Source organism: Streptococcus oralis, from assembly GCF_021497885.1.
GTDB lineage: Bacteria > Bacillota > Bacilli > Lactobacillales > Streptococcaceae > Streptococcus > Streptococcus oralis_BQ.
The window spans coordinates 969,531-994,484 of the sequence record NZ_CP046523.1 but is presented as its reverse complement, the minus strand read 5'-3'; the positions used below and the strand labels follow the sequence as shown (position 1 = coordinate 994,484).

Genomic DNA, 24,954 nt, shown 5'->3' with positions numbered 1-24,954 from the left:
AAATTTGTTCGCGAATAGTTAAATTGCCACCCAAAAGTTAAAGTCCAATCAACTGAAAACGATTAAAAAAGGAACTAATTTTTAGTTCCTCTCAAAATTATTTAATCTTATGCTTATTCATTTTCTCTTGGAAAATATCTGTAATGATTTGGCGTAATTCTTCTCTTTCCTTCTCAGGAATCTCACCACTTCTCTTGGCAACTGCATAGAGAAGTGGATGTTCAATAGAAATTCGCTTTATTGTCCGAGTTGTTGCGTGTTTTCGCACGAAAAAGGGAATGCGTTTGATCCATTCCTGAGGCACTAGAGCAAGGATTTTCGCAGCGGTTTCCTTATCGCTAATTTCAGATGTTGTCAGTCCCTGCTTTATCATGTCCTGTTCTTTTTCAGTAAAATCTTTTAATTCCATGATTCTTCTCCTAGTTAGTAAATGACTCTATGGTAGATTATATACTAATCCTGACCAAAGTACAAATAGAATAACATCAAAAAAACTTAGTAGGTCTTTATTTCACTAATCATCGCGCGCTACTTCTCCAACTAGCTCAAAGTCTATCATATGGTAGTTTTCATCCAAGCGAATTAAGGAGAAATACTCATTCCAAAACAGGTGGTCACTGTGACTTTTCCACTGGATACCATACCATAGTTGGGTCAAATCGACAGGATGTGCAGGCGGAACTGACCATAATTTATTACCAAAGGTTGTTCGCATAGCTCCTTCTTCAATTCTAGTCAGTAAATCTACACCATTCAGCTTATAGGAGATAGCTTTTGATTTTGCTGCTTTGATACGATCTTCATCCAGCTTAAACTGGATAATTTTACAGTCCTCTAAGACAGTTTCTTTTATTTCATCTCCATATAATGCAATACTTCCAAGGATTAAACCATCTTTTCCAAGAAGATAGGGAGCATACGACACAGCATTACTATCTCGATGAAAACCTTTTTCGATAAAAATACTCTTATCAGCCTGATATTTTTTGATTTTCCCCGAAGAAAGAGCCTCATCATAATCGTTACTAAAGCTGTCATTCTCCCTGATGTAGATGTCAAAACCTTCTTTTAGAAGGTCACTCACACTTGTTTGTGTTAGCGTGATTGGCTTATCATCTATCTTTAGTTCAGGCGCTTTGGGAGGTGAACCGATCTGACCGTATGCAATCATAACAAATAATGCCACCATAAAAGAAACCACAAGCGCAATCATCGCTTTGCCCGTGCGTTTTCTAGCATTAAAAAGTGCCATAATCGGTGGTAGGATCACAATTCTTGCCAAAATAGCATTACCAGTTCCTCCCCTACTCATGATTTGTACTACAAAAACGCCAACAATCGCAATCATCGACAAGTAAACTAGAAGTTCGCCAAGCCCCATCTTATCTGTAAGAGTTTGTTCATTTACTGGCTCATCTAAGACGGATTTCCCATTCACTACCAGCCTTTTGAGGAAGAAATACATTCCGAGTCCAATCCCCAAAAACGCTAGTCCAAGAAAAACTAGGGATCCGATTGCAATCATTCTGCCCATCTTTATTTTCTCCTTAGTTGATACATTCAGCCTTTATATTCTTTTTTAAAGTTCTATTCGCAATCAGTAGCACAAGCAAAAGAAAGGGGATTCCATTAAGAACAAATATAGGGAAGGCCTTAATAGCAATCCATAAAATCGTCCCTTTTTTCTCAATCCAACTACTCCCCCAATCACCATTGATTAATGGAAATAGTGATTCTATGTAGCCTTGATACCATCGGAAGAATGGATTTTGGGAGCAATTCGCATTCAGCCAGATAATTATCAAACAAAACAGAATCAAGTAGACCAGACCGACAAATACACTAATCCGTCTGGTGATCTTTGTCGCCTGCCGACAGATTCTTTCTTTGGCCTCTTGATCAATCCCTTCCAGAGCACTATTCTTGAAAGTTTCTTTTTCAAATCTGTAGAGTAGATACCGATAGAGGTAATCCTTTCGCATATCGCCTTTCATATAAAACCTCGTCTGAAGCTTGGAGAACGAATTAAAAATCTTCTAATTCAAGGAATTGCAGTCTAGATAATTTGTGATTATTGGTGAAGGGAACATAGGGATCTTGTTCAGAGCATATCGACATACCATGTTTTTTCATCACCAAAACCATAGAATTTCTCATCAATCAACCATTTGCCATCTATCAACCTAAGCACAAACTTATGTTTCATTTCCAAAGCTTCCTCATAGTATAGTATGACCGTTGCCAGATCCCTTTTTCGCATGGTAAACCAAACGGAAAAATTCTCGCCTCGTAAATACGAATACTCACTTGGATGGCCATAGGAGTTCCTAGCCCCTTTTAATAAGAGTTTCTCGCTGACACAGCCATCCAGGAGAGCCAGATAGCGTTGATGGTATTCGTCCATCAGTTCATTCCACTCGGGATGGATCTGATGTGAAGGTATCTTGAGTAGCCTTTTTTCAGCATCGAGTTCCTTGTTGCGTTCATAAATCTCTTCTTCCAAAAAGGTTAATTTCTGTAATAATTCCAATAACGGAGGCAAGAGTTCATCTACCATTTTTTTGTATTTTTCTGGGGTGCTTTTTAACGTCAGTTCCATTATTTTCTAACCTCGATATTCATGTACCAGTTCTGCTAATTCTCTATCAGACAGACTACCATCAGTATAGAGTTTTTTCAACAACTTATCATCAAATTCAAAAGAATAATATCCTATCACAAATTCTTTGAACCTATCGTATGTATCAAAGGTGTATCCCAATAACCAAGTTCCACCATTATTATTCTCAATGTTATTTTGATGAATGGTACCATCATACCAGATACAAAATGTTGTTTCTTCTCTTTCTTTTAAAGTTAAAAGATTCAGCCATTTTTCATCAATACCTTCATAAATCCTGTCGATAATGTTCTGATTCCATTGGTCAGCTGCAAACTGATTGAGACTATTTTCATGATCAAATCCCTTTATCAAGACCACTTCTTCTGTAAAAATCACATCCAAAGAATCCCCAGCACCGTTATCAATGCTGTATCGGCTAGTGAAGTCCGTTACTTTCTTTCGTATCAATCTCAAATAGTCTTTTGAAGGATCTGTTAAATAATCATCCAAAACATACAAGGCCTCAAGGCTTTTTTGCATATTGTCCCGGTCTAAGTGCTTCATATCTCACCTTTTCTACCCATCTTTTCCATTACTTGCTAAAATCGCAATTCTTATAGCGAGAAGAAACAAAGCCTGAAATCGAAATCTGAGGAATATTCCATTCATTAGCTAGGTAAATCCTGCACTCAATTTCATCTCCTTTAGGAGTCCTTGCAATAAATTCGTATCTTCCTAATTCTTCATTGTTTCTATTTCTTTCAATCCTTTCGAAATAGCTTTCTTTAAAAACTTCTGAAACTCATCCCAAATCAGCTCAACCTCATTAAGCGATAATTCGACTTTTAGACCATATCCCAATCCAACCTTACATCTCATCTTTCGACCCGTTTCATCAGCTTTGCAAGTTTTTACGCTTCCTTTATTATGAACCCAATCAATACTATCCAATTGATTGATCTTACTAGCTAATGAGTCTTTGAACCCAGTCATTTGTCCTAGAAAATACTTAGATGCAATCTCAAAAATCTCTAAATTCTCCAATGCCATCATCCTCTCTTATAATTTGAACATTTCTTGGCCAGTTTACACTAGTTTCCTAATCCGCATCTACCCAGAGATGATATTTTTTACAGTCAAGACATCTGAATAGATAGCCACAAACGGAACCATCTTTTACAAGATAATCTTCTACATCTGCAAACTCATCGCGCGCGTGGTATTCTGCTAAGACTTCATCAGCAATATCCATTGCTTTCAACTCCCGAGTTCCTACCGTTCCCAAGTAGGCACAGTAATCATCACAGCATGAGAGCCAATATTCTCCCTGCCAGCTTGGGTATCCTGGTGTTTGGTAGAAAAGAATATTGTTTTTCTCTTCATCTGGCTCTCCAGTCCATTCTGCTCCCTGAACAAATTCTGCATCAAATTTTTTAGCTGCTTCCCCATTTGCGATACACATCGGACAGAGATAGTCTACATCATCTATACAGTAAGGACGCATAGCATAATAAACTCTTGATTTTTTACCACAGCAAGGACAGATTTGTTCTTCTCCCTCCACAAAGGCATCTGTAGCCAGTGGATCAGGATGATAACGAAAATACGGTAAATCTTTCAAACATTCCTGTCTTTCAGCTTCTTCTACCACTGTTAGTGGACGTGGCAAAGCGAAATCATCCCCACGATTATTACTCAACTCTTGTAAAGTGGCAAATTTCTTCAGTTGTTTTCGGTCTGCTTTATCAAAGATATTCGAAAACACTCTAAAAGCACTCTCCATCATACCAAGTTTTTGATACACATCCACCAATACCTTCTTCGCCTCTATCTCCTCAATCTCAGAGAGTCTATCTGCAAATTGATAGAGAGCTAAAACGCTTGATTTGTCACCATCTTGAAGATTGAAATCCTCTTTTAAACGTATCCATTCTGTTAGGTATTCTTTCATTTTTTTACCTCATTTTAAACTTTCATTTTTAGGTGGTTAGTAAATTTCATAAATAACCTCTTTTCTTTATTAGCCTGAAACTGCTTGTCGAATTTCACTAACAGGTAAAAAAGAATAGTTTAGTCAGTTCCAGTTCTGAAATAGTTTCATTATGTATAAAACACTTCTCGTTTTTCTTCTATTATACCACTTAAAAGATAAAAGCCTGTAGTTTCAGTGTACTGCAGGCTTACTATGTAGAAAGAAACAATGATGACAACAACATTCATACATTTCAGGTGCTGATATTGATAATATGTTTCTTTGTAGTTTTAGAGCTGGAGAAACTTATCTATCAAATAACTCTCAAATGTTTCTATATGATTGGTGTCTAATGCTTACTTAGAAATCTAATAGCAGATTTTTGAGCCTTTTCTATTTTTTCAAGGTCCATATTTTCTACTGCAGAAGATGATATCCATCTCTTGCCAAATAATATTTGAGCTGCTTCTATCATCATACCGCAAGCATAGAGGTCTTTTTCTTCGGTAATAGCTTGAATAAAACTGGCCTTTGCTTCTTTTGATATGATTTCTACTTTTACTCTATGAAAGGACAGTTGCATGAGACTTGTCGCAGACCATGCACGACAAAGAGCATCTGCATCATCTAACATTTGTCTTGTCAAAAGACCAATTTCTTTTTCTGTTCCTACCCAACCTAAAGCTATGACCACCTTTTGACGAAGAATAGTATTCTTTATATCTAAAAATGAAATGAGAATAGGAATCAATTGGTCACAAAGCGACCAATAAAAATCTCGATGCTTTGATTTAGAAAGGATTTCCGCTATAAGATACGCAGTCAATACACTTTGTTTTTCATCTTTAACTTCATCCAACTGTTCAAATAGAAACTCTAATCCATCTCTTCCATGTTTATCAAAGCTACCTTCTAAATGCAGGTTTCTACCTTCATTCCAATCTTTGCAAATCAGTTCATAATGATATGCGATTTCTTGGGAACTACCCAAATTAGCTACAAATTTGATTCTTTTACCAGAAGGAAAGCTTTCTTTTTCCAAGTCAAGATATGCTTTTTGTAAATCTTCTTTATCCATTTTTTGCCTCAAGCTATTTTATTCTTTTAGAAACGTTTGATAAACCTTTTAACAAATAGTGACCATGACATTACCATTGAGCTCTAAAATCTTCTTGTAAAAATCCTTCATTGCTTGGAAATACTCGCAGATTTCTTCTATAATTTCTTCCTCTTCATCATCATAATCCCAAATATCAGGATAAAGATCAGCATTTTTACAAGCTTGCATACTAAAATGCGCCATGGCTTCTTCAATATCAAAGTTTTCCAAAGCTGAACAAATCTCTACTACTTTTATTTTTTCTGTATAAGCAATATATTCCGTAACATTTTCAAGAGGTGTCACACCCAAAACAGCAACGCTCAAAGGATCATTTTCACTAGGATTTGAAGTGCCAACACCTGTCAGCACAAAATGAAGAACATCCCACATTTTATCTATATCAAGTAGAAGTTCTTCTTCCTCTACTATCTCAAATTGATCATCTTCTTCAGCATTAAAACTTTTCATTTGATGTAAATACTGATCATTGATATATCTATAATTAGCAATCATTCCCATTTGTTTTTCCTCCAAAATTTCTATGTTGAATGGCATTTTTATATAAGCTCAATTTCGCCCAGGTTTAGTTTTTGCCTGATTTATTGTATCCTCAGATGTTTTCCCTATAAAGTGTTATAATAAAGGTGTATCCAAAATGTGGATTATAGTTTAAAAAGGAGAATAGCAATGGGCTTTTTTATATTTGCTTTGACTTTTTATTTTATTTTTTTCCTATTCTTAGTCTGTACGATTTATATCTATTTTAAACTGGCGAGTGCCGTTAGCGCCGGCGAAGAAGTTCCTAAGTGGATGTATCAGTTTGGGCAAGGTTTTCAAGGACGTTACCATATTGAATATGAAGATATCACTAATAGGGACGCTCTAAAGGAAGTAAACCTATTTATTTTCTATTTTCTTCTGGCTAATATCCTCACTCTAGTGGCACTGTATGTTAAAATGGACAATTTTTCAGCAGCCCTTTATACGTGTTTAAAGGCTCAATTTGCCATTGTTGTAGCAAGTATTCTGTTTAGAAACCTTATCAACTTAATGTTATTTATAGTAAAGCGTCCAAGGAAAAACCATCACCGTTATTCATCATCTAATGCGGTTGTTTTTGCTGTCTTTTTGACTACTTTCATCTTTACTTTTTGCATCTTCATTACTGGCTTTCCTGCTCAACCTTTTGGAATACAAATCGATAAGACCAATGTGGTGGTCGGAGAAACAAGGGCTTCAGAACTACTGGACCAGGGGTTCAGCTTTACTGGAAAAAATCCTGAGAGCGAGATTGTGAACAAACGCAATGACCACTTCTACTACGGAGAACTGCTTGAAATAGTCCGAGATGGTAAATCTTACGGTCTTATGAGCATTACACCAAAGTGGAAAGATTCTGATAAACTCGAGAACTGCGTCGTCACATACTATGAAATCTCAGCAGACAGCCCGCAACTATCCCAAGTTAAAATCAGCGACCAAGACCTCTCCAAACTCACAATCACTGATTTTAAAACGAGAAACTTAACAGATATCTTTTCACTAAAACCTGCTGATGCTAAAGAAGTAAAACAGGACACCTACTTCAGTCTGAGGCTGCAAACTGCTGACTATGTACTATGGAACAGCTATCAATTTGTGGCAAATTTCAATAGTGATCAGTCTCCCAATCGATACGGAGTAAGAGCTCAGAATACAATCTGGGAGTGAGAAAATCCCTACTCCTGATAGGATAAGGTAACGCTATCTATCTCTTTGAAATAGCTCTTCATCTTAAATAAAACTCTTATATTTTTATAGGGAACTCCGTCGCTCTCCTCTTCACTAGTGGAGGGCCTTTTTGTTCCAAGCATATCATATAAATCAGCGGTTAATTCTTTTCTTTTATCAAATTCAAAATAGACATCCCCAATATACATACTTGCTGGATCAGAGATGACAGCCTTCATCAACGTTCCATCTAAAACAGAACATTCCTTATCACTTAGATTTTTTACCTGCACTGTAACTTTTGTATAATACTCCAGACTATTATCATTATAGTCTTTGGCCAATATATAGCTTTCGCTATTTTCTCCAGGTTGCAACTTGATCTTTTGAAGTTCTTCTACTGTGGTAGATGATAATTCGAAATGCTTATATAAGCAATCATCGAGTGTATCGCTTCCAAGTACAAAGGAGGTCGTGTTTACTACAAATACAAATCCCTTTGAATTCTCAGGGTGTGTTCGTAGTTGGGGCTCCAATTCTTGACGAATTTCCTCAAAAAGTCTTATGTTTAATTTCCCATTTTCTGCGTTGCAAACTTGTCGATAAATACTGGTATCGTTTGAACCATCAAGATTCCTCCTCGAGCTCTTTAATCGAATACCACTGATATCCATTCGTACCCCGAAACAATCAGTTTCAGCTAAAATAGGATACTTCAGGCTAGTATAGTTGATAAAGTCCAACATCTTGTCATAGGATTCTTTTAGCTGATCTAAATTTGTTACTTCTGTAGAATAGACAAAATTTACAGGATGCAGATAGGAAAGGACATCATCACCTAGATTATGATTTTCCTTATATTCCGCAAGAGCTCTTGTGCAGAATGTTTCTTCAAAATCAGAATGAATAAAAGGTGATCCCATTGCTAGCCAATCATGGGACACACTACAAGTAAAGGGAATATTTGGATAATCCTTCAATGTCACAAACCAATAATAGGGATGCCTGGGATCTTCTTTCATCTCATAAGTATTTTCTCCATAGACCTTATTGAGATATCGAACCAGTCGCTCTTTGTCCTCTTTATGCGAAGCACAGGCACTTAGTAGAAGGGCGCCAACTATAATAATAAATAGATAGGAAATTTTTTTAAATAGTTTCATTTTTTCCTCTTCCTTGCTATCTAATCAATATTCTCTACGATAAAGGGACTTTTATAAGTTGAATTCTTTGACTTGCTTCCTTCTAATGATAGTATGAGTGAATAATAAATTCTTCACTTCTTCAACATTAGTTTGACTATTTAAATTCGAGTAAGTTACACTAGATTGAGTAAACTCAGATTTGAATTGTATTTTTTCACACTTTTCTCTTGTAATTAACTGTAACTCACCGCACTCTAGCATCTACAACCTCTGCGATATAAAATACTCTCATCAAATAAATTTGCTCAAATCCTCAAATGAATAATCTTTATAGATTCGATTTGGTTTAAGTACAGAATCAGTTGTAACAGGCAAGTTTTCCAGTAATGTTTCCGCATTTAGTCCTTCTGGTAAGGAAATCAATTCTTCAGCCATGTTTTCCTGTCTATGCGCAGTAAATAGAAACTCCCCTTTTTCCCAATCTATTGCAAAATTATTCATCACTTCAGATTTGGATATGTCTAACAATTCTTCCTGCTGTGCTATAAAGTTTTCATAGATAAATTCATAAAGTGCTTCTTTATCTATTTTCACAACTCTAAGTGTGTTGGCATCCATTGATTTTCATACTCCTTTTAAAGCGTGACCCAATTATTGTTTTAACATGAATTGACTTGATAACTAAAATTATAATAGCTCGACTTCAATACCAGCCGCATCGAAGATTTCTTTCACGCTATCAAAATTGCTGCTTAAAATAGTTGATTCTTTCAAGTTTGGAAATTGTTGCAGTTCGGATAAACTGAGCTCATTTAAATCAAATGTTCCATCTTCTCCATCCCATTGCGGAATGATATTCATATAAATCTCATTTCCACCATCCATGTAAATTTCTTTGACCTCTTCAGCATATTTCTTAGGAATAGATAATGCTTCAAAATACTCAAGAGCAGGCCTTATAACTTCCATGCTTTCAGTATCAATCTCTTCTTCACTGTATTGATCAGCAAAAGTATATATATCAAAGGATGGTTTCAATACTTGTAAATCGTACATTAAGACCTGAATGACGGCCAATTTAAAGTTCAAATGATCAAAATACAGGATTTCTTCAGAATCCACTTTTGCTTCATCATTTTCTAAATCAAGTTTCTTTTCAGAAACAGTCTGATTTTCTTTAGCCTTGTCATGTGACTCCTGATTGAACCGCTTGTTTCTTTTTCGCTTAAAAAAATTAAACATGATTTCTCCTTACTAAGTTTCATCTAAATAAATTTTTACTTTGAGGTATTCCTTGTCTTTAGCATCGGCAAAGTCCTCAGAGTTTCGAATATAGTCAAAGATATTCTCATTAGGATCTTCGTCCCATATAGACTCTCTAAACTCTGCATTCTCACTAGTCGGCTTATAGAAAATATCTAAATGGATTTGATAAAATTCTTCATCGTCATTAGGAACTTGTCGAACCATGGACGTTTGGTCAGTGATCTTTTCTTTTAAAGATTGGACTAGATGGTTCATCGTTCTCTTTTTTCTAAGGGTTTGCCTCTGGTATTTCCTTTATTATACTACATAAATAGAAAAAAGACTGAAACGAATGGTCCCCCATCATTACAGTCTTTTTAATCATATCTTTTATTGAATGACAAATCCTTTTGGCAAAATAACCAGTTGCTGCTCCAATTCTTGGCAATGACTGGCTAGTGCTACAGAATTACGATCTACAAGATAGGTTTCAGTTGATTGGTTAAAAATTGCTCGAAGATTTTGCCCATCATGATTCCATTCCAGAGACACTACATCAGGCTTGATTTCTTGCAGACTATAGGTTCCATGTTGGATAATGCCTGAAGCATCCTTACGAAGCTGAATCAATTTCTTCATGAAATTAAGCATCTCATTGCTGTCGGAAACACGTTCCCAAGGCATAACGCGACGACAATCTGGATCTGGCCCTCCGTCTAATTCTAGCTCGGTTCCATAGTAGAAACACGATGTTCCCCTTTGTAAAAAGAGGCAGGCTAGGGCAGACTTAACAAGTTGGCTATCTCCCTTGGCAGTTGCCAAAATGCGCTCTGTATCATGCGAATCCAGAAGATTAAACATCACTTCCGAAATCTGCTGTCTATAGTACATCGACTGGTTATTGATCTCATCGATGAATTGACTGGTCTTCTTAACCCCACGCAAGAAATAATCCTTGATACTCTCAGAGAGAGGATAGTTCATAACTGCGTGGAACTCATCACCATTTAGCCAAGGCTGAGAAGTGTGCCAAACTTCACCAAGAATATAAAGATCAGGCTTTTTAGCCAAGACAGCCTTACGGAAATCTCGCCAAAATTGATGGTCGACTTCATTCGCCACATCCAGACGCCAAGCATCAATATCAAACTCTTCAATCCAGTATGTCGCAACCTTTAACAAATAGTCTCTCACTTGAGGATTGGCCGTATTGAGCTTAGGCATATAGCTCTCAAAGGCAAAGGTGTGGTAGGATAGTTCTCTTTTATTAACAAGATTTTCTTTAACGACTGGAAAGTCTTGAATATGGAACCAGTCTTTATAAATAGAATCTTCACCATGTTTGAGAACATCCTGCCACTGTGGAGATTGATCTCCGATATGGTTGAAAACAGCGTCCAGCATGATTTTCATGCCTCTCTGATGGGCTTGATCCACCAGTTGACGGAAGGTTTTCTTGTCTCCAAAATGACAGTCAATTTCGAAATAGTCCGTCGTATTGTACTTGTGATTGCTTGGGGATTCAAAAATCGGACAGAGATAAAGTCCTGTAATACCCAAATCTTGCAAGTAATCCAGATGGTCAATAATGCCCTGCAAATCACCACCAAAGAAATCGCTCGTCTTTGGTTTGATAGACGAATCCCAAGCTAGCGCCCCTTCTGGCGAAAGAGCAGGATTGCCATTGGCAAAGCGTTCTGGGAAAATCTGGTACCATACCGTCTCTGCTACCCAGTCAGGAACATGGCAAGCATCAATCTCATGGATATACGGAATTTTAAAGCCATTCCCCTCGTAATGAAGATTTTCGAGCGTGTTTTCAACACATCCCTTATCGCCATACAAGATACTCTGCCCTTGCTTATCCTTGAGTTCAAAGAGATACTGGAGTCGTGCATAGCCAACTGTAACCTCCACTTGCCAGTAATCAAACAAAGCATCGGAGGTAAGTTTCCTCATCTCCTTGATTGCTTCATAACGATCCTCTATAAAGATAAAAGGATCACCATAATGTAAGTTGATGCTTTCAATATCATCTTTCTTAGTCCGGATACGAATGTGCATTGTCTTATCCTTATAAAGATAAGCATACTCCGACTCTGGTCTATGGTAAATGGCTGTTAATTCCATTGTTTTGTCTCCTAATTTACTTTAATTCACTTATAACGCAAACGTTTTCACAACCGTGATTCTAGTATACTACTTTAAAATTTTATTTGCAAGGCTCGTTTGTATTTTCCAATAGTTTGTTTATGAAAATAAAAAAGCAGTAAATCTCACAACTTACTACTTTTTAAATGATGATTTACAAATGTCTTTCCAGCCATTCAATCTTCTTAAAATCTTTATTGCTATTTTGATTGTTTCGATAGGAGTCTTGAGAAGATGCTTTGTAAATACTTAGATACTGTTCCAGACTTGGAACACGAAAAGTGATGTTCTCAAGATGAATAAGCTCTATATCCGATTCCGAAACTCCTGCAAAATCAGGTAAGGAATCGATACTTCCAAATTCAACACTCAAGCCATCTTTTTGGAATTCATGCTCATGAATATCTATTAAAGTGTAGCCCAAGTGGTTCATAACTTTCATTATCTTGTCCCAGTCATAAATCCTGAGATGATCAGGCGCTTCCCATCCTCTTGGATCGCCAGGCACATGAATGTCAATATCAGACGGCTTCCAATCTTCATTTGAACGGTATTCAAACCCCAAAGACCCCATAAGCGTCGGTGTGATTCCGACTTGGTTTAAATGGAAACAAGTGGTTTTAAATTCTTCAAATAAGAGACTCATGTTTACTCTAAACCTCAAATGCTAATTTCATCTAAATGTTCGTTATTTCTACTTTATTATATTAAAAATCTTCAATAATCTCAATTCGAAAAACAAGTCATAGAATCTAAGTAAAAAGATGAATCGCTTGCCTTGATAGTTAAAAATCAGCAAATATAAAAGATTTGCTGATTCGACATTATTTTTTGCAATTATAGAACCAGAGAATTGTGGCTTTTATTCTAAGGCCTTGTTTTAGGCTTCTTCTGCTTATGAAACGATTGGCTAGCTAGATTATATCGTCGGCAGCTACTACACTGCACATCTCTTAAAAGATTATTACAACGGCTTCCAAGGATATAAAATCTGTAATTCTTTCCTTTCGACCATAAATTGATTCATTTTTTGTCACATTTTTTCTAAACTGAATGACTACTTGTTAAATTACAGAAAATTGTTGTTTGATTTCAGAGAGTTCTTGTAACTTTCTTTCCAAAACCACTGGATTCATTCCATTTTGAACTGCAATTTCATAATACTTATCAAACTCAGGATGATTATTTTGTTTTACAACTGCTAAAAGTTCTGCAAAATATCCCCAAACATTATTATAGCTCCTTGTTGAAGTATAATCTTCTCTTTTCGGCATCCATTGCAGTTTTACAAAATATTTGTAAAGTATCTTGCTCCATGTTTCTATATCATCGTCATAACAAAAAAACTTATTTTCAAACAAACTGCCGAAACGCTTATCCCAAAATTTTACATTATCAGGTAAATACCACGTATTACGGGTGTCACGACATATCAATTCTATTGCTATTCTTTCAAGTATTACAGCCGGGTCTCCTCCTACACAGTCATAACTTCCAGCAACCATGCTTTGTGCGGCTTCTTCTTTTAATTCTTCATAAGCTGTGCTGCTATCAAGCAAGACCAAAGCAATTTTGGCACGGTTACCGAATGCTTTTCCTGCACTCAATATTCGATACTTCTCAATTTGGTTCATAGTTCCTCCAGCAATTATTTTTCCTTATGTTGATTCATCTTTTTATAACAATTCCTTATACAGATATCACAATCCTCTCTAAGATTGATTTCTCTTAGTTACTTTTGTTGAATAAAATTATTTTCTTGATTGATAGAATTCCTTATACTTTGGATCGTCAGACTGGAAATATCGGTTGCCTACACCTTTTTGTTTGAGCAGATTCTTCCATAGTTCAAATGCTTCGTCTAAGTTTCCAAGTTCAAATTCATACTTTGCCTTCATGTGTTCAACCTCAGAATCAAACAAGTGCAGCTCATCATTGTTTTCGATCATTCTGTCCAACCAAGATTTTGCTATCACCATATCTCTATTTCCGATCGCATGCTTGAAAAAGCTTTTCGCATAGTTGTATCCCTGATTCCATTTTGCTCCCGACTCTGGAAAAGCGTTCCAACCTTGTTCTGCAAGAACGAATCCCTCCTCGAACTTGTTTTCGCCTATCTTGGTTACAGCTTCCTTACCATAAGCAATAACCTCTGCATATCTTTCATCATCCAACAACATCCTACATTCCTCCTCAAATTTTTATTGTTATGTTATCTTTTCAGTCACATGATTGCATTCGTTTTTATCTCAGCAAATACGAATCTAAAAGCAAACCGATTATCGCGAAGTAAAAACATCGTAAATCTTACTATTGTCATCCTATTTTGCACAGTGCAACTTCTTTTAACCCTCTGTTATAAAGCGAAGTAATGCAACTATCTCCACTGATATTTTGCACCTTATGCTTGCTCATTCCTCTCGGAAGACCGATATCAAAATATTTTCTTACAGTAAGTGAAAAAAGTTTTTGCTTTCCCTTCCACTCATCTGTCTTAAAAAGAGGTGTCATTACTACGTAGTCGGAATCGGTGAACACTCCGTTCACACCGCCTTTTTTACTGGATTGTTTCAAATTGTCCGATTCTAAAAACTTTTCAACTACTGTTCCGTCTGCAGAGATTTTGGCAAGTGCATAGTAATCCATGCCCCATTTATTTACCGATGTTGTACTTTCTCCCGAAAGAAAAGCATAGATTTCTCGGTTAGCTATTTTCAGACTGTCTATTTTTGGTGTCTCATCTCTTCTGTCATCACGATGTGTGAATGCCTTTTTATCAATATTTGAAAAAGATTTCCATTCGGCATATTTTTTAGTAATATCAAATTCCAAAAGAGCAAAACATCTTGCATCTCCGTAATACACATTATTTTCAAAGCAAACCGGAATCAGCGAACTGTCCGATGTAACCTGAAAATATCTCTGTTGAGCTTTTTTAGGCACTATATTTTGTAAAACTGAATGACCGTTCTTTATCGATAATCGTTCAGGTGAGGAAAAATCACCAGTATAATATTCGCATTGTTGTCCTTTTTTTATGATTCCAAAACCTTCTTCAAAACGGAAAAGTACAGGGTAATTTCTTCTATCTTCAGAACAATTACAAATCTCTATTTTTTTGATATCTGAAGAAGACAATACAAGAACACAATATTTATCACTATCATCTGTTTCACTTGTCAGAATCAACACCCTACCGTCAGAAAGTAGAGCTGAACTATGCACAAAGCTATACTGCTTAGGCAGTTCCCATTTTTGTAAAAGACTTAATTTTAATTTCTCCATCACTCCTCCTACGAACCACTTGACTCTTCTGCAAATTTTTTCACTATCATTGCTTAGACGAATTTCAGGTAAGGCGCTTTGTAGAATTCCGTTTCCAACCTGTAATGTTTTCGAATATTTATAAACCAGCTTGCCTTTTGGAAAATATTTTTTCTATCACCTTTCTTGATAATAATCTTCTCTCATTTTTGGTATGATTCGAAATATTCTTCCAACTGATGATATATCTGCATATCTTCATCTGAGCTGTCACATAAAACCGCGAACTCCTTCCGCTTCTCCGCATTGATAAAAACAAAATTATGTTCACCAAAATAAGGCTGATACCCTATATTTACTAATGACCAAAGTTCTCCCTTTTTAAAACTAAAAATATCTTTTTTAACAAGATAAGTTTTCCCTACTTCCATTTTCATAATAGCCCTTCTCCTTAAAATACTAAACTATCTTTTACACATTTAAAATAAATGACTTCAATGCTCCTCTAACATTAGCCTATCTAAGCGTTAAATTATCCATCATATTTTCTTATAATTATATCATTTTTAGAACATTTTATCAGCTGTGCTTAAGACTAGTTTCATCCTGTATCTTTATATTTATCCGAAAGATATTCTTCATTTTCTCTTACTCCTATTTTTATAAAGAAAAAACAGCAAACTTATTTTTATTTGCTGTTTCTGGAATTATCAGTATTATTCTTGTTCATATACCAACCAGGAATAATTTGTTTCATATCATCATACCATTCCAAAATTTCCTTTGCTTGATTTTGCATTACTGATACTTCTTCTTCTCCATAAGCAATAGCCCGTGGAAGAGCTCCAACTAGGTTGCTTAGAATGTAAATTGCAAGAAGTTTCTAAAATAAATCCGGAACCTCGTCATCAAAATATCCATCTATCATACCAGATGCAAAAGAGGGAGATACTTGAGGTCTATCTTTTAAAAATTTACAAACTCCAAGAGAAGCAACTTTTTCCATAAAATCAAATTCAATTTTCTTAGAATCTAGCTTCTCTTTATCAGAAACACGCATAGCATAAACTTCCTCCCTGTGAACTATTGGTTTATACTGACATTTCTACTTGCCATACTCTTGTATTTTATCAGCATATTCGGTCAAAAGATTCTTTGAATAAATTTTTTCATTACTTGAATTTCTAACTTCTTTCCAAAGAATAGAAGCTACTTTTAGTTTATTCGAGTAATTGCCACTATTTTCGTCTGCACAGAAATCCTTTAAAAACTGATTCCATTGACAAACCGAATGGTCATACTTGGCATAATCTGAATCTCCATAGTAAACTTTTAGCATATCTTGGATTGTAAAACTCAAATCATGTTCTCTTTTGACCTTTCTCCAAGCAGTAGCCATATCAGCAGTAAACTTGAAGGGTGAAACCTCTGTTAAAGTTGAGAAATATTCTCTAAAGCGTGCATTAAAGGCGAATCCACATTCAAGTAAGGGCGTGTCTAAAGTAACGACTTCTACTCGTTTCTTTTTTCTTTTTACTGATGATTTTTTAATCAAATTCCCCTTGAAGTACTGCTCAATAATATCATTGAGTTCTTGTTTTGTACCTCTATATTCAAGCCCTAATGACTTGCATATCTGTGAAAGTTCATCACGATACCAATAGTATTTATTAAATTCATCAAAGGATGAGATTTTTTCAAACTCAGGTCTGCTTTCTATCAATATTTTACCTCCTTAAAAACAGTTTAGGTTTTCATCTCAAAATAATGGAATTTTGGCTTCTTTATTTTGAGGATTAGCAACGTTTCACTAACAAACTCACACACTCAGCAGTTCGGACTTACCGTATCATCCGTGAAAAAACAATCCTTCCGAAATAATGGAAAGTCTTTCGTTTTGATATTGTTCCATTCGTAAACTGAACCTACAATATCACCAATAATTGCTTCTAGCATAAGTTTCCTCTTTATGGCATATCAGATTCGTTACACATTTCTAATGAATCACTCTTTAAAAATGGCACCACCAAATCAATCCACTCATAAGGCAGGTAAGCTGATAAATAACCGTGGTTATACCCCTTTGCTTCATACAAAATTGTATTTGAATGTAGCTGATGAAATAATTTCGCTGATTCTTTCACACAGTTCAATTCTTTTTCACCATAGATATACAGAACCTGAGCCTTGCTAGCAGAAATCATATCTTTCAGCTTGTAACATCCCATATAGTTTTTGTAAATGGTCACCAATGTTTTGACAGGGGTCCTTGGCAAATCCTCCAAATAATAAGCTTTTATTTCCTCTGGATAAGCCAGTTTAGGATAGAGTTTGTTCATCATGCTTAACTGAAGTTTGCAAGAGAATTTATTGAACATCAGTTTACCAAATAGAGACACTAGAAAGATGCTGATTTTAGCTAACCTTGGTTGAGGAATACAGAGACTTCCATCTATGATGGCCTTCTCAGCAATTTCACTGTCTAAAGACAAAAGCTCCATGGCAATTTGACCACCAAGTGAAACACCACCGATTGCAAACAATTTCCCACCACAGTTTGCTTTGATATAGTCTAGAATCTCCAAAGCAGAATCTTCAGTAGAAACATAATCAAGTTGATATTCCTCGCCGTGGCCATTCAAAGTGGGTAGAATAACACGGTATTCTTTTGACAAGATTCGTGCTTGACGAAGATAATTCCACCAAGAACTGCCACCACCGTGTATCAGTAAGATAGGAGGCAAATTCTTATCCCCAAATTCATGGAATTTCATGTTTAAACTCCTTACTTTAGGACCTTCACTAGCTACATCCTTGTTTAATTGGCTCGTACAAGCAAAGCTACACACTCAACGTGCGAAGATAGTCATCAAACTTCGAACTTTCCCGTGCAAGTCGGCTTTGCCTAATATTTTCAAGAATCCGCTCTTTATCAAAGGGCTTCTCTGCCACTCTCACTACATCATCCGCAAGTTTGCTTGAGAAGTGCATCACCTCACGTAGAGTCTTACTCTCAACGCTGAAGGTAGGCATGGTTCCCATACCTCCCGCAAAGGCAACTGCCTCTTTACGAATGCCAACTGGGATTCGAGTGTCTAATAATTTCTCCCCAAATTTCCCAATGACATTATTGCTCTTCGCTAGGATATTGTCAACCTTTGATCCCCATTTTTCGACATTTGCGAGAATTCTTGATTTGGTGCTGTTCTTGGCTAACTGAATCATCTCAGCTGCCTTAGCTCCTAGTTTCGTCCCCTTCGCCATCTTACCTACAGCTGCTGGACCGACAAAAAGACTAGCAACTTCAAAGGTCAATCCTCCTACGTCATAGGCATCCATATGGGTAACTTTATCCCAGAGGGCTTTTCCTGTCTCTTGAGCACGATAAACTGCCTTATCCGCATAGCTCGCATTGGGATCCTAGCCACGCTGAGCCGCACCTGAATCCGTCAGAGCAGTGTAAATTCCTACTCCTAACTCCGCAAGGCTAGACAAGTTATCTGCCGTTCCTTGCAAGTCCCGCTTCATCCACTCTGGAGTTTTACCTCCTGTTAGGCGATTGACGCCATCAATACTGGCAATACCAATGATCTGAGTCAAATCTACAGCTCCGATGGCAGTCTCTGAAACCATACTTCCAGCTGCACCAATAAAATCTTCCGCAAACAAGAGAGAATCTTTCAAGTCCTGTGGTGGAACAGGCAGATTCCGTGTGCCCTCAACAACATCACCCCACCAGGAGGCAATCTCATTCGAGCGATCCTTCAGCCAAGCTTGGATGGGGTGATGACGGCAATAAAACTCCTAAGTTATTGTTTCATCTATAATCTACACTTGTAATAAAATTTAAATAATCTGAGGATTTTACAGAGCCATCATAAGCATAGTTATAGAGTAGTACAACTGCATTGCCTTTATTTATAGTCAGACTCTCTAATGCGTTCAATTCACACAACAACTGTTCCTCATAGGAAGCAGTGCGCAAAATAATAGATATATCGTTTGTTTCATTTGGCAAAACTGCTTTTTCAATTAAATCTTCATCTATATCATTAATATCTATCTTAAAATCGTTGAAAAAATCAGAAACAACGATCTCTCCCTCATTATCATAAGTTAGATCAATATAATTTTCTAACTCAGTTAAATTTTTGAAATTACCTATCCAAATAGATACCGTATTGTCTGTTTCCATTTTATTAAATCCTTTCTATTAGCTATGGAATTCTTAGCCCCTTAGGTAATACCTGAACTCCTCCCTCAAGACGATAATTAGCCCAGATATTTAATCTTCTCACAAACATATCATAATCTTTCGACGAATCAATAATTTCCAGCAATTCATTATGTGCTTTTGTAGAACCTAAACCACCATGGACTCCTTCAGGGTTAATAAACTTTACATCTGAAATTGCAGTACGTAACTCTCTAATTTTTTCGGCAGTTATATCCCAATACTTGAATTGCGGAGTCCTTGAAACTAAATGCCACTCATGCATTCCACCAGGATATCTTAATTGACGTTCAATTTTCTTACGTAGTTCCTTTTTCTTCCAAATAAAGTCTAACTCTTCTACCGTTAGAGAATTGAAAAATTTTTCAAAATCTCCACTTTTAACTGTTGGAATATCCTTAGCTGTTATATTTTTTATATCATCATAGAAGCGCTCTACTTTCCCAGAACCACCTACACCTCTCACTGCATCATCCGCATGTTTACTTGAGAAGTGCATCACATCACGCAGCTGCCATTTGGCTACTTAAAGCACTAAAAAGCTGTTCAGTACTGCTGATCGTGGTCCGCTGAACATAACTTCAATTATAACAAAATGTCTTGAAATCCTATTTCTGATATTTGTTCATTAATATATTTTATTCCAACACCGTTTTCAATATCCCATTCACAATCACAAATGAAGCCTGCTTCACGTGTATTATCATCAAAATTCATCGGAATCATAATTTGTTTTACTGTCAAAAATTTAAAGATTTCACTCGGATTATCTTTAGCATTTAATAACTTCTGACCAAAATTAGAATCTGAATCCAGTCTATCAATTACCTCATCAATTATTGAATTATAATATCCAACAATACCATTCTCGGCTTGGGTAACACAGTTCTGAATATCACTGAAAAAAAATTCAAAAGCTTTGATTTGATTTTCATCGAACACCGCATCTTCATCTGCATCAATAATTATTTCAACAGAAAATTCCTTTTTAAAAATATTTAATTTAATACTCTTAGTCCAACCATTATTAAATGTCAATTCCCCAAAAACAGGATGTACTATCTTCATTTCACACCTCTTTTTCTACTGCAATAATTCCAACAACTTTTTAACTTCTGAAACACCGCCTAAATGCCCAAATTTACTATTTATGATACTCGGAACTAGTTGCATACTCGTCATGTCATTAAGTTCGTGCCACGTTAGTTTATTTTCTTTTCTAAACTTAACAATTTCTCGACGAGTTTTCCCTAATTCTCTAGCAAGGAGCTCATCAGCTTGTCTAAAGTTAGCATTTCTGTCAATACCCATATCTGTAATTTTCACTTCACCTTTAGAGACAGGTGAAAAATCTGGTATCGCATTTTCATACTCTATACCTTCTAGATTTACATCATCTAAAATTTTTCTAACTTCATCTTTGTTTGAAACAAATGTAGACTCTCCTCTTTCACCTGTCCAATGACCTTCATTTACAGGAGTCTGATTCAATCTTTCTTGGTAAGTGCTAACAGGCTCTCCTTTTTTCGCTTTTTCCAATACAGCTTCAAGATTTCTCTCCGTCCTACCAGAACCACCTACTCCTCGTACTACATCATCCGCATGTTTACTAGAGAAGTGCATCACATCACGCAGAGTCTTACTCTCAACGCTGAAGGCAGGCATGGTTCCCATACCTCCCGCAAAGGCAACTGCCTCTTTACGAATGCCAACTGGGATTCGAGTATCTAATAATTTCTCCCCAAATTGCCTAATGACATTATTGCTCTTAGACAGGATATTGTCAACCTTTGAACCCCATTTTTCGACATTTGCGAGAATTCTTGCTTTGGTACTGTTCTTGGCTAAGCTAATCATCTCAGCTGCCTTAGCTCCTAACTTGGTCCCCTTAGCCATCTTCCCTACAGCTGCTGGACCGACAAAAAGACTGGCAATCTCAAAGGTCAAGCCTCCTGCGTCATAGGCATCCATGTGGGTGACCTTATCCCAAAGGGCTTTTCCGGTCTCTTGAGCACGATAAGCAGCCTTATCCGCATAGCTGGCATTGGGATCCTGGCCACGCTGAGCCGCTCCTGGATCCGTCAGAGCAGTGTAAGTTCCTACTCCTAACTCCGCAAGGCTAGACAGGTTATCTGCCGTCCCTTTCAAGTCCCGCTTCATCCACTCTGGAGTTTGACCTCCTGTTAGGCGATTGACGCCATCAATACCGGCAATACCAATGATCTGAGTCAAATCTACAGCTCCGATGGCAGTCTCTGAAACCATACTACCAGCTGCACCAATAAAACCTTCCGCAAACAAGAGGGAATCCTTCATCCCTTGAGGAAGCGGTAGATTTCGTGTGCCCTCAACGACATCGCCCCACCAGGAACCAATCTCATTCGAGCGATCCTTCAGCCAGGCTTGGATGGGGTGATGACGGCGATAAGAAGCTTCTCGCTCAGCGGCTTCTTGTTCTGCCTTGCGTTTAGCAGCCTCAATCGCTTCTGCCTTGGCTTTCGCATACTGCTGATCCATCTCATAAATCGCTTTACCGAGTTCTTCATGCGCCACAAAGTTAGTTAAAACAGGATCACTATAACTCAGACTCTTCACTCTTCCAGCAGCCGCCATCTGGCTACTTAAAGCACTAAAAAGCTGTTCAGTACTGCTGGTTGTCGTCATCTTATCAAAGGCATTGACCTTATTCTTCGTATCCTGAACATACTTCCGGGCTGTTTGGGTATTGGTATAGAAGGTGCTACTTAAGGGAGCACTCAGGTGATAGAGACTCGAAATCCCATCATAGATACTCTTAAAATTGGTATCCATCACCTTGTGTTTCTCATCGGCTTCATTTAGCTTCTTGATCGCATCATCCAAAGTCTCTTCTGCTAAAACTGCCGTTGCAGAGGTTTCGCCAACAAAATTCTGAAAATCCGTGATCGTCTTGGAAAACTCAGAACCTAGAAATTCTAAGCCATTCTTTAAGCCAACAATCACGGGGTTATGAACATTATTGATTTCATTCGTAATCGCTTTCCCAACTTCTCCATGCATGGAATTACTGGTGATGATGGCATTCATCCCATTTTTAGCAGTATCCAACTGACTCTGAGCAGTTGCGACCATCTTCATATAGGCCTCTTGGACTTTCTGAAGCTCCGCAATATCGACATAAAATCCCATTAGTCTTCCTCCTAGTGAACATAAAAAGCGAGGAATCAATATCTATTCTTCAATCTCCAAATTCATTTTCTTCGTCATCCAAGACTATTTCCCCTGAACTTTCCCATTCTTCTTTTGTGATTTCGCCACTTTGATACATGAAGTTTTTATTCAATTCAACTAAAATATCATCAAAGTCATCAAAACAATCGATTATCCCCCTAATTCCAGTTAATAGATTATAGAAAGCAATAGTGTAATCTGAATTCTCTGAAGAGGAAATTGTAGTAATATCTATCTTGTTAAACAATCTTAATCCTTCATAAAAACGATCTTCATATTTTTTTAGAAAGATATTTATCGTATTGTCTATATCTCTGATACTTTCTTCTCTAAGTAGCACACCTTTATTATTCTCATTAAGAATAGTCAATCGTTTCATTACATCTTTTAACTCTGAACTAATCATTTTAATCTCCTCCCAGAAGCTAAATTAAATTTTTTACTATTAGAAGTTCCATCAAGATTAAGAACATCCTTTACTTTACCTCTTTTATTGAATACCTCAAAATGATCTTTATGCAGACCATCTAAGTACAACTTATCTCCTTTTTTCAAAATATCATCTATATCTTTAGTCACCTCATAAACACTTTGCCCGTCATATTGTTTCTTCGTCTTTCTAAGATTGTCCCTAATCTTTTTTCCAAAGTCTGTCTCAAAAAACTCCGACATATTATTGACAGCTTGTGTGACTCGCTCCGCCCTACCAGAACCACCTACTCCTCGTACTGCATCATCCGCCGGACAAAATCTTTAATGCGTTTAGAAAAACAATAAGTATCTATTCTTTAATTTCCAGATTCATCATCCTCATCGTCTAAAATTATTTCGTCTGAACTGACTAACTCCTCTTTGGTAATTTCTCCCATTTTAAATCTGCGTCTTTTGTTTAGATCAAAAATTATTTCATGCAAATCTGCAAAGTAAGAAGAAAAGTTAGCCATCGAAGACAATAACTCGTAGTAGAATTGACTGTATTGCTCATCAGCTATACTTTGATCAATTATTTCTTCCTTGAATTCTGAAATACCTGACATAAGCTCTTGAAAGTCATCAGATAGATTATCATCTATCAATTCTTTAAAATCTTTTAATTTCTTATTTTCTTCTAACGAGTATCCTAGCCTCGAATTGAATCGTTTACACACCTCATAAAGTTTATAGATTTCTTCCTTCAATGTAATTTCCTTCCTTTAGCTTTTAATAACTTATCTGTGTTTAAAGTACCATCAAGATTAAGTACAGATTTCAAATTACCAAGTTTATCAAAAACTTCAAAATGGTCCATATGTAAACCATCCAAATACAGGTAATCTCCTTTGCACAAATTTCTATCAACCTTCTTCATCACTTCATAAACACTCTGCCCGTCATACTTCTTCTTAGTCTTTCTAAGGCTTCCCACAATCTTTTGTCCAAATTATGTTTCAAAAAACTCAGACATATTATTAACAGCTTGTGTGACTCGCTCCGCCTTCCCAGAACCACCTACTCCTCGTACTGCATCATCCGCATGTTTACTAGAGCAGTGTAAGTCCCTACTCCTAACTCCGCAAGGCTAGACAGGTTATCTGCCGTTCCTTGCAAGTCCCGCTTCATCCACTCTGGAGTTTGACCTCCTGTTAAGCGATTAAGGCCATCAATACTGGCAACACCTATGATCTGAGTCAAATCTACAGCTCCGATGGCAGTCTCTGAAACCATACTTCCAGCTGTACCAATAAAACCTTCCGCAAACAAGAGAGAATCTTTCAAGTCCTGTGGAATAGGTAGATTTCGTGTGCCCTCAACGACATCTACCCACCAGGAACCAAGCTCATTCGAGCGATCCTTCAGTCAGGCTTGGATGGGGTGATGACGGCGATATGAAGCTTCTAGCTCAGCTGCTTCTTGTTCTGCCTTGCGTTTAGCAGCCTCAATCGCTTCTGCCTTGGCTTAAGTTGGACTCCTTCATGATAAATACTACTATATATAACTAATCTAAAATTTCAGATATTTTTACCTCTTTTTCCTCATTTAAATCATAGAAACCGACATGAACCCCCTCCTCGTATAGCCACGCTAAATTCGTCCCATACTTCGCTTCAAAAATTTCTTCCATCACGGGTGCAATAGAAAACATGGTTTTTGCTGATACAATTTCAAAATTTTGGGGATTATTTATGTATTCCTCATCATCGGAACTAGAACAAATGGTCCATCCATTTAATTGTAACAGTCGAGATTTTTCTCTGTAAGTATACGCAATAGGTAATCCATTTTTTACATTCCTTGATAGAATAAATCCTCCATAATTATCACTTACTTTCATTTTCATAC

At 36.8% G+C, this 24,954-nt stretch carries 32 protein-coding genes and 3 pseudogenes; 1 reads left to right on the top strand and 34 read right to left on the bottom strand.

The genetic code is table 11. The features are described 5' to 3' along the window. Nucleotides 1-97: 97 nt before the first annotated feature. From GOM48_RS05085 to GOM48_RS05045, 9 genes and pseudogenes are all read right to left on the bottom strand, one after another. Nucleotides 98-409, bottom strand: coding sequence for a hypothetical protein (locus tag GOM48_RS05085; protein ID WP_235096315.1), 312 nt, complete (start codon nucleotides 407-409; stop codon nucleotides 98-100). 105 nt (nucleotides 410-514) lie between these two features. Beyond that, nucleotides 515-1,534, bottom strand: coding sequence for a hypothetical protein (locus GOM48_RS05080; protein ID WP_235096314.1), 1,020 nt, complete (start codon nucleotides 1,532-1,534; stop codon nucleotides 515-517). 13 nt (nucleotides 1,535-1,547) lie between these two features. Next, nucleotides 1,548-1,994, bottom strand: a complete 447-nt coding sequence (locus GOM48_RS05075; RefSeq protein ID WP_235096313.1) for a hypothetical protein — start codon at nucleotides 1,992-1,994, stop codon at nucleotides 1,548-1,550. Between the two features lie 107 nt (nucleotides 1,995-2,101). Continuing rightward, nucleotides 2,102-2,599: a hypothetical protein gene (locus GOM48_RS05070; protein ID WP_235096312.1), complete on the bottom strand. Its 498-nt coding sequence runs from the start codon at nucleotides 2,597-2,599 to the stop codon at nucleotides 2,102-2,104. Between the two features lie 6 nt (nucleotides 2,600-2,605). Beyond that, nucleotides 2,606-3,166: a hypothetical protein gene (locus GOM48_RS05065; protein WP_235096311.1), complete on the bottom strand. Its 561-nt coding sequence runs from the start codon at nucleotides 3,164-3,166 to the stop codon at nucleotides 2,606-2,608. Nucleotides 3,167-3,194: 28 nt separating this feature from the next. Then, a pseudogene (locus GOM48_RS05060) lies at nucleotides 3,195-3,652 on the bottom strand (hypothetical protein). A 49-nt stretch (nucleotides 3,653-3,701) separates the two neighbouring features. Beyond that, nucleotides 3,702-4,553, bottom strand: a complete 852-nt coding sequence (locus GOM48_RS05055) for a CbrC family protein (RefSeq protein WP_235096309.1) — start codon at nucleotides 4,551-4,553, stop codon at nucleotides 3,702-3,704. A gap of 370 nt (nucleotides 4,554-4,923) precedes the next feature. After that, nucleotides 4,924-5,652: a HEAT repeat domain-containing protein gene (locus GOM48_RS05050; RefSeq protein WP_235096308.1), complete on the bottom strand. Its 729-nt coding sequence runs from the start codon at nucleotides 5,650-5,652 to the stop codon at nucleotides 4,924-4,926. 48 nt (nucleotides 5,653-5,700) lie between these two features. Beyond that, nucleotides 5,701-6,195 (bottom strand): YfbM family protein, encoded by a 495-nt coding sequence (locus GOM48_RS05045; protein ID WP_235096307.1) that lies wholly within the window; start codon nucleotides 6,193-6,195, stop codon nucleotides 5,701-5,703. A gap of 168 nt (nucleotides 6,196-6,363) precedes the next feature. Here GOM48_RS05045 and GOM48_RS05040 point away from each other — a divergent pair, with 168 nt between their 5' ends. Further along, nucleotides 6,364-7,386, top strand: coding sequence for a hypothetical protein (locus GOM48_RS05040; protein ID WP_235096306.1), 1,023 nt, complete (start codon nucleotides 6,364-6,366; stop codon nucleotides 7,384-7,386). An 8-nt stretch (nucleotides 7,387-7,394) separates the two neighbouring features. On the opposite strand, the gene GOM48_RS05035 is transcribed toward GOM48_RS05040, so the two are convergent. From GOM48_RS05035 to GOM48_RS04920, 25 genes and pseudogenes are all read right to left on the bottom strand, one after another. Then, nucleotides 7,395-8,549, bottom strand: a complete 1,155-nt coding sequence (locus GOM48_RS05035) for a hypothetical protein (RefSeq protein ID WP_235096305.1) — start codon at nucleotides 8,547-8,549, stop codon at nucleotides 7,395-7,397. A 273-nt stretch (nucleotides 8,550-8,822) separates the two neighbouring features. Then, complete coding sequence (locus GOM48_RS05030; protein ID WP_235096304.1) at nucleotides 8,823-9,149, bottom strand: hypothetical protein; 327 nt, start codon at nucleotides 9,147-9,149, stop codon at nucleotides 8,823-8,825. 69 nt (nucleotides 9,150-9,218) lie between these two features. After that, nucleotides 9,219-9,773 carry a DUF6892 domain-containing protein gene (locus GOM48_RS05025; protein ID WP_235096303.1) on the bottom strand — a complete coding sequence of 185 codons (555 nt, stop codon included), beginning with the start codon at nucleotides 9,771-9,773 and terminating at the stop codon, nucleotides 9,219-9,221. A 12-nt stretch (nucleotides 9,774-9,785) separates the two neighbouring features. Then, nucleotides 9,786-10,010: pseudogene (locus GOM48_RS05020) on the bottom strand (hypothetical protein); the annotation flags it as partial. A 156-nt stretch (nucleotides 10,011-10,166) separates the two neighbouring features. Continuing rightward, complete coding sequence (locus GOM48_RS05015; protein WP_235096301.1) at nucleotides 10,167-11,906, bottom strand: glycoside hydrolase family 13 protein; 1,740 nt, start codon at nucleotides 11,904-11,906, stop codon at nucleotides 10,167-10,169. Between the two features lie 175 nt (nucleotides 11,907-12,081). Next, nucleotides 12,082-12,573 carry a phosphoribosylanthranilate isomerase gene (locus GOM48_RS05010; protein ID WP_235096300.1) on the bottom strand — a complete coding sequence of 164 codons (492 nt, stop codon included), beginning with the start codon at nucleotides 12,571-12,573 and terminating at the stop codon, nucleotides 12,082-12,084. Nucleotides 12,574-12,991: 418 nt separating this feature from the next. Then, nucleotides 12,992-13,561, bottom strand: a complete 570-nt coding sequence (locus tag GOM48_RS05005) for a hypothetical protein (protein ID WP_235096299.1) — start codon at nucleotides 13,559-13,561, stop codon at nucleotides 12,992-12,994. Between the two features lie 117 nt (nucleotides 13,562-13,678). Further along, a complete protein-coding gene (locus tag GOM48_RS05000) occupies nucleotides 13,679-14,107 on the bottom strand; it encodes a hypothetical protein (protein WP_084975316.1) in 429 nt (142 codons plus the stop codon). A gap of 136 nt (nucleotides 14,108-14,243) precedes the next feature. After that, complete coding sequence (locus GOM48_RS04995; RefSeq protein WP_235096298.1) at nucleotides 14,244-15,212, bottom strand: hypothetical protein; 969 nt, start codon at nucleotides 15,210-15,212, stop codon at nucleotides 14,244-14,246. 182 nt (nucleotides 15,213-15,394) lie between these two features. Further along, on the bottom strand, nucleotides 15,395-15,628 hold the full coding sequence (locus GOM48_RS04990; RefSeq protein ID WP_235096297.1) for a phosphohydrolase: 234 nt from the start codon (nucleotides 15,626-15,628) through the stop codon (nucleotides 15,395-15,397). A 251-nt stretch (nucleotides 15,629-15,879) separates the two neighbouring features. Continuing rightward, a pseudogene (locus GOM48_RS04985) lies at nucleotides 15,880-16,146 on the bottom strand (phosphotransferase family protein); the annotation flags it as partial. 150 nt (nucleotides 16,147-16,296) lie between these two features. Next, nucleotides 16,297-16,914, bottom strand: coding sequence for an SAP domain-containing protein (locus GOM48_RS04980; protein ID WP_235096296.1), 618 nt, complete (start codon nucleotides 16,912-16,914; stop codon nucleotides 16,297-16,299). A gap of 104 nt (nucleotides 16,915-17,018) precedes the next feature. Continuing rightward, nucleotides 17,019-17,147, bottom strand: coding sequence for an ADP-ribosylglycohydrolase (locus GOM48_RS09805; RefSeq protein WP_321159594.1), 129 nt, complete (start codon nucleotides 17,145-17,147; stop codon nucleotides 17,019-17,021). A gap of 11 nt (nucleotides 17,148-17,158) precedes the next feature. Next, nucleotides 17,159-17,965, bottom strand: a complete 807-nt coding sequence (locus GOM48_RS04975; RefSeq protein WP_235096295.1) for an alpha/beta fold hydrolase — start codon at nucleotides 17,963-17,965, stop codon at nucleotides 17,159-17,161. A gap of 67 nt (nucleotides 17,966-18,032) precedes the next feature. Next, nucleotides 18,033-18,530, bottom strand: coding sequence for a hypothetical protein (locus GOM48_RS04970; protein WP_204956360.1), 498 nt, complete (start codon nucleotides 18,528-18,530; stop codon nucleotides 18,033-18,035). A gap of 81 nt (nucleotides 18,531-18,611) precedes the next feature. Further along, on the bottom strand, nucleotides 18,612-18,860 hold the full coding sequence (locus GOM48_RS04965) for a hypothetical protein (RefSeq protein WP_235096294.1): 249 nt from the start codon (nucleotides 18,858-18,860) through the stop codon (nucleotides 18,612-18,614). A 148-nt stretch (nucleotides 18,861-19,008) separates the two neighbouring features. Beyond that, on the bottom strand, nucleotides 19,009-19,386 hold the full coding sequence (locus GOM48_RS04960) for an immunity 22 family protein (RefSeq protein WP_084948139.1): 378 nt from the start codon (nucleotides 19,384-19,386) through the stop codon (nucleotides 19,009-19,011). Between the two features lie 22 nt (nucleotides 19,387-19,408). Further along, nucleotides 19,409-19,924 (bottom strand): hypothetical protein, encoded by a 516-nt coding sequence (locus GOM48_RS04955; protein ID WP_235096293.1) that lies wholly within the window; start codon nucleotides 19,922-19,924, stop codon nucleotides 19,409-19,411. Between the two features lie 86 nt (nucleotides 19,925-20,010). Further along, complete coding sequence (locus GOM48_RS04950; protein ID WP_235096292.1) at nucleotides 20,011-20,493, bottom strand: DUF6985 domain-containing protein; 483 nt, start codon at nucleotides 20,491-20,493, stop codon at nucleotides 20,011-20,013. A 15-nt stretch (nucleotides 20,494-20,508) separates the two neighbouring features. Beyond that, nucleotides 20,509-22,593, bottom strand: a complete 2,085-nt coding sequence (locus tag GOM48_RS04945) for a T7SS effector LXG polymorphic toxin (protein WP_235096291.1) — start codon at nucleotides 22,591-22,593, stop codon at nucleotides 20,509-20,511. Between the two features lie 49 nt (nucleotides 22,594-22,642). After that, nucleotides 22,643-23,041 (bottom strand): hypothetical protein, encoded by a 399-nt coding sequence (locus GOM48_RS04940; protein ID WP_235096290.1) that lies wholly within the window; start codon nucleotides 23,039-23,041, stop codon nucleotides 22,643-22,645. Next, complete coding sequence (locus GOM48_RS04935; RefSeq protein ID WP_001288447.1) at nucleotides 23,038-23,307, bottom strand: hypothetical protein; 270 nt, start codon at nucleotides 23,305-23,307, stop codon at nucleotides 23,038-23,040. Before GOM48_RS04935 ends, GOM48_RS04940 begins: the two co-directional genes overlap by 4 nt. A gap of 116 nt (nucleotides 23,308-23,423) precedes the next feature. Further along, nucleotides 23,424-23,813: a hypothetical protein gene (locus GOM48_RS04930; RefSeq protein WP_235096289.1), complete on the bottom strand. Its 390-nt coding sequence runs from the start codon at nucleotides 23,811-23,813 to the stop codon at nucleotides 23,424-23,426. Nucleotides 23,814-24,123: 310 nt separating this feature from the next. After that, nucleotides 24,124-24,375 carry a hypothetical protein gene (locus GOM48_RS04925; RefSeq protein WP_235096288.1) on the bottom strand — a complete coding sequence of 84 codons (252 nt, stop codon included), beginning with the start codon at nucleotides 24,373-24,375 and terminating at the stop codon, nucleotides 24,124-24,126. A 235-nt stretch (nucleotides 24,376-24,610) separates the two neighbouring features. After that, nucleotides 24,611-24,946, bottom strand: a complete 336-nt coding sequence (locus tag GOM48_RS04920; protein ID WP_235096287.1) for a DUF2185 domain-containing protein — start codon at nucleotides 24,944-24,946, stop codon at nucleotides 24,611-24,613. Between the last annotated feature and the right edge of the window lie 8 nt (nucleotides 24,947-24,954).